The organism is Salipiger sp. (assembly GCF_059781815.1).
In genome coordinates this window covers 1-8,846 of the sequence record NZ_JBYNAH010000215.1, presented here as the reverse complement: position 1 = coordinate 8,846, position 8,846 = coordinate 1, and the positions used below count along the sequence as shown (strand labels likewise).

The 8,846-nt window shown below is 65.6% G+C and carries 9 protein-coding genes and 1 pseudogene; 4 read left to right on the top strand and 6 right to left on the bottom strand.

Going from position 1 to position 8,846, the window contains the following annotated elements; all coding sequences use genetic code 11:
• The 4 genes from AC6RA4_RS20180 to AC6RA4_RS20165 form a co-directional block, all read right to left on the bottom strand.
• A partial coding sequence (locus tag AC6RA4_RS20180) for an SDR family NAD(P)-dependent oxidoreductase (RefSeq protein WP_500163401.1) occupies positions 1–441 on the bottom strand: 441 nt, incomplete at its 3' end.
• An 84-nt stretch (positions 442–525) separates the two neighbouring features.
• Positions 526–1,356, bottom strand: a complete 831-nt coding sequence (locus AC6RA4_RS20175) for a patatin-like phospholipase family protein (protein ID WP_500163400.1) — start codon at positions 1,354–1,356, stop codon at positions 526–528.
• Between the two features lie 43 nt (positions 1,357–1,399).
• Positions 1,400–2,575, bottom strand: coding sequence for an acetyl-CoA C-acetyltransferase (locus tag AC6RA4_RS20170; RefSeq protein WP_222602265.1), 1,176 nt, complete (start codon positions 2,573–2,575; stop codon positions 1,400–1,402).
• Between the two features lie 199 nt (positions 2,576–2,774).
• Entirely contained in the window at positions 2,775–3,548 is a 774-nt protein-coding gene (locus AC6RA4_RS20165; protein ID WP_500163403.1) for an EAL domain-containing protein, read from the bottom strand.
• A 355-nt stretch (positions 3,549–3,903) separates the two neighbouring features.
• Here AC6RA4_RS20165 and rpsD point away from each other — a divergent pair, with 355 nt between their 5' ends.
• From rpsD to preA, 3 genes are all read left to right on the top strand, one after another.
• The gene (rpsD, locus tag AC6RA4_RS20160) at positions 3,904–4,524 is read left to right on the top strand and encodes a 30S ribosomal protein S4 (protein ID WP_222602263.1); all 621 of its coding nucleotides are present in this window, start codon (positions 3,904–3,906) and stop codon (positions 4,522–4,524) included.
• A gap of 197 nt (positions 4,525–4,721) precedes the next feature.
• Positions 4,722–6,044: an NAD(P)-dependent oxidoreductase gene (locus AC6RA4_RS20155; RefSeq protein ID WP_500163398.1), complete on the top strand. Its 1,323-nt coding sequence runs from the start codon at positions 4,722–4,724 to the stop codon at positions 6,042–6,044.
• Positions 6,045–6,058: 14 nt separating this feature from the next.
• Positions 6,059–7,363, top strand: a complete 1,305-nt coding sequence (gene preA / locus AC6RA4_RS20150; RefSeq protein ID WP_500163396.1) for an NAD-dependent dihydropyrimidine dehydrogenase subunit PreA — start codon at positions 6,059–6,061, stop codon at positions 7,361–7,363.
• A 75-nt stretch (positions 7,364–7,438) separates the two neighbouring features.
• Here the strand turns inward: preA and AC6RA4_RS20145 are convergent, their stop codons facing one another.
• Together AC6RA4_RS20145 and AC6RA4_RS20140 are read right to left on the bottom strand one after the other, a co-directional pair.
• Complete coding sequence (locus tag AC6RA4_RS20145; RefSeq protein WP_500163394.1) at positions 7,439–7,699, bottom strand: hypothetical protein; 261 nt, start codon at positions 7,697–7,699, stop codon at positions 7,439–7,441.
• Between the two features lie 23 nt (positions 7,700–7,722).
• Positions 7,723–8,355 carry a TetR family transcriptional regulator C-terminal domain-containing protein gene (locus AC6RA4_RS20140; RefSeq protein ID WP_500163392.1) on the bottom strand — a complete coding sequence of 211 codons (633 nt, stop codon included), beginning with the start codon at positions 8,353–8,355 and terminating at the stop codon, positions 7,723–7,725.
• A gap of 187 nt (positions 8,356–8,542) precedes the next feature.
• On the opposite strand from AC6RA4_RS20140, the pseudogene AC6RA4_RS20135 reads away from it, so the two are divergent.
• Positions 8,543–8,846 (top strand): annotated as a pseudogene (locus tag AC6RA4_RS20135) (Zn-dependent hydrolase); the annotation flags it as partial.

The window sequence follows — 8,846 nt, the reverse complement described above, 5'->3', positions numbered from 1 at the left end:
GTAGTTGACCTGGGCGAACTGGCCCTTCTGACCGTTGATCGAGCTGATCACGATCACCCGACCGAACTTGCGTTCGCGCATGCCCGGCCAGACCGGATGCACGGTGTTGAAGACGCCGGTCAGGTTGGTGTCGATCACCTCGCGCCATTGATCCGGGGTCATCCGGTGGAATGGTGCGTCGCGGGTGATGCCGGCATTGGCCACCACAACGTCGATCGGGCCGAGATCGGCCTCGACCTTGGCGAGACCTTCCTTCGAGGCCTCGTAATCGGCCACGTTCCACTTGTAGGTCTTGATCCCGGTTTCCTCGGTGAACTTCGCGGCCTTCTCGTCATTGCCCGCATAGGTCGCTGCGACCTCGTAACCCTCGGCCTTGAGCGCCTTCGAGATCGCCTCCCCGATACCGCGGCTTCCACCCGTGACCAGTGCAACTTTCGCCATCTTCATCCTCCGATCCTGGCTAATTTATTTCGAAACATCGTTACTCACCAAAATCAAGATGCGCAACAATGTTGCGCGAAAACTTCAACCTTGGTCGAGCAGGCGCCGCGCGTCCCGCTCTCCCTGGGCCCAGGTATCACGCAATTTCTGCGGATCCGTGAAATCGATCTTGTCCGCCGCGGTTTCCTGCGAGGGAGCGATGTAGACCCGCCCCTCGACCTCGGGCAGACGCTTGTAGTCGCGGGTCAGCAGCACCATCGTGACGCCCTCGTCGGGCTCGGGCAGCGGCGCCTGGCTGGCCATGCCGCCATCGACGACGCGGCGGTCGTTCCAGAGCGGCGGCTCAAAGACCGGGGGAATCACCGCCGCGGCGCTGATCAGCTCGACCAGCTTGCCATCGCGGGCGGCCTGGTTGGCGTCGACCAGATGCGCGCTCAGCCCGAGCTTCTCGGCCCAGCTGAAATGCGGCGAGTTCACCGTGTGCAGCTCGGCCTCGTAGGCCAGCGCCATGGCGGTGCCGGTGAGCGTGGGCAGGCCGGTCTCGGGCGGGTGGGCGATGAGGATCTGGAACTGCGGGCCGTCGGCGATCTTGCGGGCGGCGGCGTCGTCGATGACGCGGGCGACAACCTCGCAATAAAGCTCCTGATGCGGGGTGATGCCGTTCTCGTCCGGCTGGAACAGGTCGAGATTGCTGTCCTGCTTTTCGAACTCGGCGCACATCTCGTCGAGCAGTCGACGCTCGTTGCCGCTCAGGAACGCCGCGCCGGCAAGCGCGCCGCCGCTGACCCCGGTGATCCGCTGCGGGGCAAGCTTGCGCCGCTGGCACAGCGTCGTCAGAAAGCCGCCCTGCCAGAAGCAGCGCAGGCCACCTCCGGAAAAGACGATCTGCGCAGGGTCCTTGGGAAGTACCGTCATTGCAGGCGCGTCCGGGGGGCTGGGCGCCCCCCGTCCTGTTTCGTCAGTCGCGCTCGACGCAGAGCGCGACACCCATGCCGCCGCCGATGCAGAGCGTGGCGAGGCCCTTCTTGGCGTCGCGACGCTGCATTTCGAACAGCAGGGTGTTGAGGATGCGGGCACCCGAGGCGCCGATCGGGTGGCCGATGGCGATGGCGCCGCCGTTCACGTTCACGATCGACGGATCCCAGCCCATGTCCTTGTTCACGGCGCAGGCCTGCGCGGCGAAGGCCTCGTTGGCTTCCACGAGGTCGAGGTCGGAGGGGCTCCAGCCGGCCTTTTCCAGCGCCTTGCGCGAGGCGTAGATCGGGCCCACGCCCATGATCGACGGGTCGAGACCGGCGGTGGCGTAGGAGGCGATGCGCGCGAGCGGCTTGATGCCGCGCTTCTCGGCGTTCTCGGCCGACATCAGCAGCACGCCGGCGGCGCCGTCGTTGATGCCCGAGGCGTTGCCCGCAGTGACCGAGCCGTCCTTGGTGAAGGCCGGGCGCAGCTTCTGCATGTTCTCGATGGTGGCGCCGTGACGGATGTACTCGTCCTTGTCGACCACGGTCTCGCCCTTGCGGGTCTTGATGGTGAAGGGGATCACCTCGTCATCGAACTTGCCGGCGTTCTGCGCGGCCTCGGCCTTGTTCTGCGAGGCCAGCGCGAACTCGTCCTGCTGCTCGCGGCTGATCTGCCACTTCTCGGCGACGTTCTCGGCGGTCTGACCCATGTGGTAGCCGTTGAACGCGTCCCAGAGGCCATCCTTGATCATGGTGTCGATGTATTTCACATCGCCCATCTTATGGGCCACGCGCAGGTTCTGGGCGTGGGGGCTCATCGACATGTTTTCCTGGCCGCCGGCGCAGACGATGTCGGCATCGCCGAGCATGATGTGCTGAGCTGCGAGGGCCACGGTGCGCAGACCCGAGCCGCAGACCTGGTTGATGCTCCAGGCGGCGCTCTCCTGCGGGAGACCGGCATTGATATGCGCCTGGCGTGCGGGGTTCTGGCCCTGAGCGGCGGTCAGCACCTGGCCGAGGATGGTCTCGGAGACCTCCCCCTTCTCGATACCGGCGCGGGCAACCAGCGCTTCGAGCACGGCAGCGCCGAGATCGTGCGCGGGCGTGTTGGCGAACGAACCGCCGAAGCTGCCGACGGCGGTACGGGCCGCGGATGCGATGACGACATTGGTCATGGATGACTCCTCCAAGCAGAGCGTAAGGCGGGAGGCCTGGCCATCCGGCAAGACCCCCCTCATTGATCTTGCGCCTTGTTGATAGCGTGCCGCTGCGGCATGGGACAGGGGCTGTCTGCCGAAATCGTCTCATGATAGCGCAAATGGTCGCCGAAATATCGGGCAGAGAGGGCCGGTTGCGCCGCCCGGAGGGCGCCGTTCAGCCGGTGGCGTGCTGCTCGGGCGCGTCGCGCCAGGCCGGGGACACTGTCGGCGCGCCGAAATAGTAGCCCTGCAGGCAGTCGACGCCGATCCCGGCGAGAAACTGGGCATCCTCGGCCCGTTCGACCGATTCGGCGACGGTGAACATGTCGAACTGGTGAGCGATTCCCACGATGGCCCCGGTCATCACCTGATTGTCGGCATCCTGCGCGATGCCGCGGATGAACTGGCCGTCGATCTTGAGGATGTCGAAGCTGAACTGCTTGAAATGCCGCAAGGCCGTGTAGCCCGCTCCGAAATCGTCCATCGCGAAGGTCACGCCGCGGGCCTGCAGATCGTCCATGAAGCCGATCACCAGCTCGGGCACCAGCATGGCCGACGATTCGGTGATTTCGAGAATCAACCGCTCGGCCAGGGTGGGGCCGGCGCGGAGGCCTCGGGTCAGCGTGTCGAGCCAGCCGTGATAGCCGATGGAGCGCGCCGACATGTTGATCGCCAGCCGCAGCCCCGGCTCGCGCTCGAGCTCGCGCAGGCCATGTTCGAGGGCGATGCAGTCGAGCCGGCGGCCATCCTCGCTTTCCTCGACCGTCTCGATGAATTCCCGCGCGGGGACCACGCGGCCGGTTTCGTCGAGCACCCGAATGAGCCCCTCGTGAAAGGCGATGGACTGCTGCCGGCGGGCCTGCACCACGGGCTGAAAGGCCAGCATCACCTGCCGGTGGCGGATCGCCTCGCGCACGGTGTGCAGAATCGTGCGGTCGCGCTTGGCCAGAGCAAGCTCGAGCGCGTTCTGGCCCTGCCTGCCGGCCCGCGCGCGCGCGCCCGCCTTACCCTGTCTTTCCAGGTTGCCCTGCTTGTCCGGAGCCCCTTTCACCCGCCAATGCCTTTCCTGCTGCATGCGATCCGCCGCGGGGAGAGTGTGGCGCGGAGCGCTTAATTGCGAGTAAATGCCGGTCTCCGCCCCGACGCGACGGGTTTCGTGCCGAGGGGTGTTGACTCGGGCGCAAGGGCGCATATAAGCGCCGCTTCATTGGTGTTGGTGGCCCCCGCGAGGGGATGCCCTGTCGCTTCGGCCAGATCCGGAGAGAGGACAACGCCCTTCGAAACCTGAACGAAGGAGATCAGCCGTGACCAAACGCACGTCTGCCAAGTACAAAATCGACCGCCGCATGGGCGAAAACATCTGGGGCCGCGCCAAGTCCCCGGTCAACCGCCGCGAATATGGCCCCGGCCAGCACGGTCAGCGCCGCAAGGGCAAGCTGTCCGACTTCGGCCTGCAGCTCCGCGCCAAGCAGAAGCTCAAGGGCTACTACGGCGACCTGACCGAAAAGCAGTTCCGTCGCATCTTCGCCGAGGCCGAGCGTCTCAAGGGCGACACCGGTGAGCTGCTCATCGGCCTGCTCGAGCGCCGCCTCGACGCCGTCGTCTACCGCGCCAAGTTCGTGCCGACCGTGTTCGCAGCCCGTCAGTTCGTGAACCACGGCCACGTGCTGGTGAACGGCAAGCGCGTCAACATCCCCTCCTACCGCGTGAAAGAGGGTGACGTGATCGAGGTCCGCGAGAAGTCCAAGCAGCTCGCAGTGGTTCTGGAAGCCGCCCAGCTGCCCGAGCGCGACGTGCCGGACTACCTCGAGGTCGACCACTCCAAGATGACCGCGTCCTTCGTGCGCACCCCCGGCCTCGCCGACGTGCCGTACCCGGTCCAGATGGAACCGAACCTCGTCATCGAATTCTACGCGCAGAACTGATCCGGTTCAGCGCTTCCGATCTGGGAAAGGCCGCTCCTTCGGGGCGGCCTTTTTCGTTTTGCGGCGCCTGTCCGGCGCGGGTGCCTGAAATTTGTGCGTCGGGCCGCGGGCGCACGGCCCGCAGATATTTTACCGATTGATAAAAAAATCGACCTGTGGAACGCTTCTGTCAAACACAAGGCAGCGGGAGGCGACCCATGGACCCAAAGGCACTGCTCCCCGGTATTCAGCCGGGACGGATGGACAAGGCGACGATCGAGGCGGGGTTTGCGGACCTGCACCCAGCGCTCGACGATCACGAGGCTCTGGTGGCGGCGGACCGCTGCTATTTCTGCCATGACGCGCCCTGCGCGACGGCCTGTCCCACGACCATCGACATCCCGCTCTTCATCCGGCAGATCGCGACCGGCACGCCCGAGGCGGCGGCACGGACGATCCTGTCGCAGAACATCCTTGGCGGCATGTGCGCCCGAGTCTGCCCGACCGAGACGCTCTGCGAGGAGGTCTGTGTGCGCGAGGTGGCCGAGGGCAAGCCGGTCGAGATCGGCCGTCTTCAGCGCTACGCCACCGACACGCTGATGGCGCAGGACGTGCACCCGTTCGAGCGCGACGTGGCCACCGGCAAGCGCATCGCGGTGGTGGGGGCGGGGCCCGCGGGCCTGGCCTGCGCGCACCGGCTGGCGATGATGGGCCATGACGTGGTGCTGATGGACGCGCGGCCGAAACCGGGCGGTCTCAACGAATACGGCATCGCCGCCTACAAGAGCACCGAGGATTTCGCCGCGCGCGAGGTGGAGTGGCTGATGCAGATCGGCGGCATCGAACTGAAGAGCGGCGTGGCTTTGGGGCGCGACGTGACGCTGGAAGGGCTGAAGGCCGAATATGACGCGGTGTTCCTCGGGCTCGGGCTTGGCGGTGTGAACGCGCTCGGCGTCGAGGGCGACGACAAGGATGGCGTGGCCGACGCGGTGTCGTTCATCGCCGACCTGCGGCAGGCCTCGGATCTCGCGGCACTGCCGGTGGGTCGCGACGTGGTGGTGATCGGCGGCGGCATGACCGCGGTCGACGCGGCGGTGCAGTCCAAGCTCCTGGGCGCGCTCAACGTCACCATCGTTTACCGCCGCTCGCAGGAGCGCATGGCTGCCTCGGTCTACGAGCAGGAGCTGGCACAGTCGAAGGGCGTGCGGATCATCTGCAACGCCTCGCCAGTGGCGGTGCATGGCAACGGCGCAGTGCGCGAGATCGAGTTCGAGTTCACCGACGACGCGCTGGCGCCGACCGGCGAGCGCTTCCGCCTGCCCGCCGACCAGGTGTTCCGGGCCATTGGCCAGACGCTGACCGGCGAGGGGCTTCCGGAGCTCGACGGTCGCAAGATCGCCGTGGACGAAACCGGCCGCACCTCGGTGCCGGGCGTCTGGGCCGGCGGCGACTGCGCCAGCGGCGGCGACGATCTGACGGTGACTGCCGTGGCCGAGGGCCGCGACGCCGCCGAGGACATCCACATGAGCCTGATGGGCTGAGGGAGGACGCGACAATGGCTGATCTGACGAGCAATTTCATCGGTATCAAATCTCCGAACCCGTTCTGGCTCGCCTCGGCGCCGCCGACCGACAAGGAATACAACGTCCGCCGTGCCTACGAGGCCGGCTGGGGCGGCGTGGTGTGGAAAACGCTGGGCGAGGAAGGTCCGCCGGTGGTCAACGTGAACGGCCCGCGCTACGGCGCGATCTGGGGCGCCGACCGGCGTCTGCTGGGGCTGAACAACATCGAGCTCATCACCGACCGCCCGCTCGAGGTGAACCTGCGCGAGATGAAATCGGTGAAGCGGGACTATCCCGACCGCGCCCTCATCGCCTCGATCATGGTGCCCTGCACCGAGGAGGCGTGGAAGGCGATCCTGCCGCTGGTCGAGGAGACCGGCGCGGACGGCGTCGAGCTGAACTTCGGCTGCCCTCACGGCATGTCCGAACGCGGCATGGGCTCGGCGGTGGGCCAGGTGCCCGAGTATATCGAGATGGTGACTCGCTGGGTGAAGCAGTACACCCGAATGCCCTGCATCGTGAAGCTGACCCCCAACATCACCGACATCCGCAAGCCGGCCATGGCGGCGCATGCGGGCGGCGCCGACGCGGTGTCGCTGATCAACACGATCAATTCGATCACCTCGGTGGACCTCGATCTTTTCGCGCCGGAGCCGACGATTGACGGCAAGGGCGCGCATGGCGGCTATTGCGGCCCGGCGGTGAAGCCGATCGCGCTGAACATGGTCTCCGAGATTGCCCGCTCGCCGGAGATGCGCGGTCTGCCGATCTCGGGCATCGGCGGGGTGACCACGTGGAAGGACGCCGCGGAGTTCATGGCGCTGGGGGCGGGCAACGTCCAGGTCTGTACGGCGGCGATGACCTACGGGTTCAAGATCGTGCAGGAGATGATCTCGGGCCTGTCGCAGTATCTCGACGAGAAGGAGATCGCGCTGTCTGATCTGGTGGGACGTGCCGTGCCGAACGTGTCGGACTGGCAGCACCTGAACCTGAACTACATCAGCAAGGCGAAGATCGATCAGGATCTGTGTATTTCCTGCGGGCGGTGCTACGCGGCCTGCGAGGACACCTCGCACCAGGCGATCGATATGTCCGAGGATAGGGTCTTCACGGTGAAGGACGACGAGTGCGTGGCCTGCAACCTGTGCGTCAATGTGTGCCCGGTCGAGGACTGCATCACGATGGAGCGGATGGCGCCGGGATCAGTGGATCCGCGCACTGGCAAGGTGGTCGAGACGGTTCCGGCGGACTGGACGACGCATCCCAACAACCCGATGGCCGTGAAGGCCGCTAAGTAAGATTTTTCGTACGAAAAATCTTGAAAAATCTTGTCCGAAGAAAATTCGTACGAATTTTCTTCGGACCCCCGGCGCTCAGCAATGCACGCGCATCTGCCCGGCGTTGCAGATGATCACGTACTGATTGCCGCATTCGATGAGGTGAAATCCGCGCGCCCTCACCTCCGCCAGAAGCGCTTCATACCCGACCTCCCGATGCACGTCTCGCTTCTTTCGCCGGACAATACCGCCGCGTCCGACCGCCTTGGCGGAGAACAACTGCGCCTGCCATGCCGGGTTGTGCGGCGCGGGCGCGTCGTCTTTCTTTGGAGGTGGGCGGATCGACATAAACTGCATGCCTCACCCTCGCGCGATTCTGGTTAACCAGACGTTGCCGAGGGCGTGAGCAATTTCCGGAACAACGTGTCCACATGCGCATAGGCCGCGTCCCAACCGGCGCCTTCGTCCGGGATCAGCACCCGCACCTGCGCTTCGAAGTCCGCGTAATGCTGGGTGATTGCCCAGATCGAGAAGATCAGCTGCTGCGGGTCGGTCGGCGCCAGCCGTCCCTCCTCGACCCATCCCCGGATCAACGCGCATTTCTCGTCGAAAAGCGGCTTCAGCCCGCTCTCCAGATGCGGGCCCATGCGTGGCGCGCCCTGGATGATCTCGTTGGCGAAAAGCCGGCTCTCGCGCGGATACTTGCGGCTCATATCCATCTTCCGGCGCACGTAGGTGAGGATCTCGTCGAGCGGCTCTCCGCCTTCGTCCATCTCGGCCAGCGGCGCCAGCCACTCCTCCATCAGCGCGTTCAGCAGCGCCACGTGGATCGCCGCCTTGCCGTCAAAATAGTAGATCAGGTTGGGCTTCGACATGCCCGCCTCATCGGCGATCTGGTCCAGCGTGGCGCCGCGGTAGCCATGCTGCGAGAACACCTCGAGCGCGGCATCCATGATGCGACGGCGGTTGCGTATCTGGATGCGACTCGGTTTCTTCGCGGGCTCACCGGCCATGCACGCGTCTCTCCGCTCATTTTTCGGGCAATGACGCCCGGGATCTGCCAATATTCCGGGAGGGTCCCGGAACACAATTCTTGACTCGTTCCGGGGCGGTTGCAATCGTGCCTTTACCAAATGGTAAAAAACAACGGCGCCCCGGACACGGAACGCGCAAAGAACCAGCGGCAGAGGGAGTGGAAGAATGGCGGCACCGGGAGAGAACCTCCGGATCAATGGCGACCGGTTGTGGGACAGCCTGATGGAGATGGCTAGGATCGGCCCGGGCATTGCGGGTGGCAACAACCGCCAGACCCTGACCGACGAGGATGCCGAGGGCCGCGCACTCTTCAAGTCGTGGTGCGACGAGGCCGGGCTCAGCATGGGTGTCGACCAGATGGGCACCATGTTCATGACCCGCGAGGGCACCGACCCCGACGCGCTGCCGGTCTACGTCGGCAGCCACCTCGACACCCAGCCCACCGGCGGCAAGTATGACGGCGTGCTGG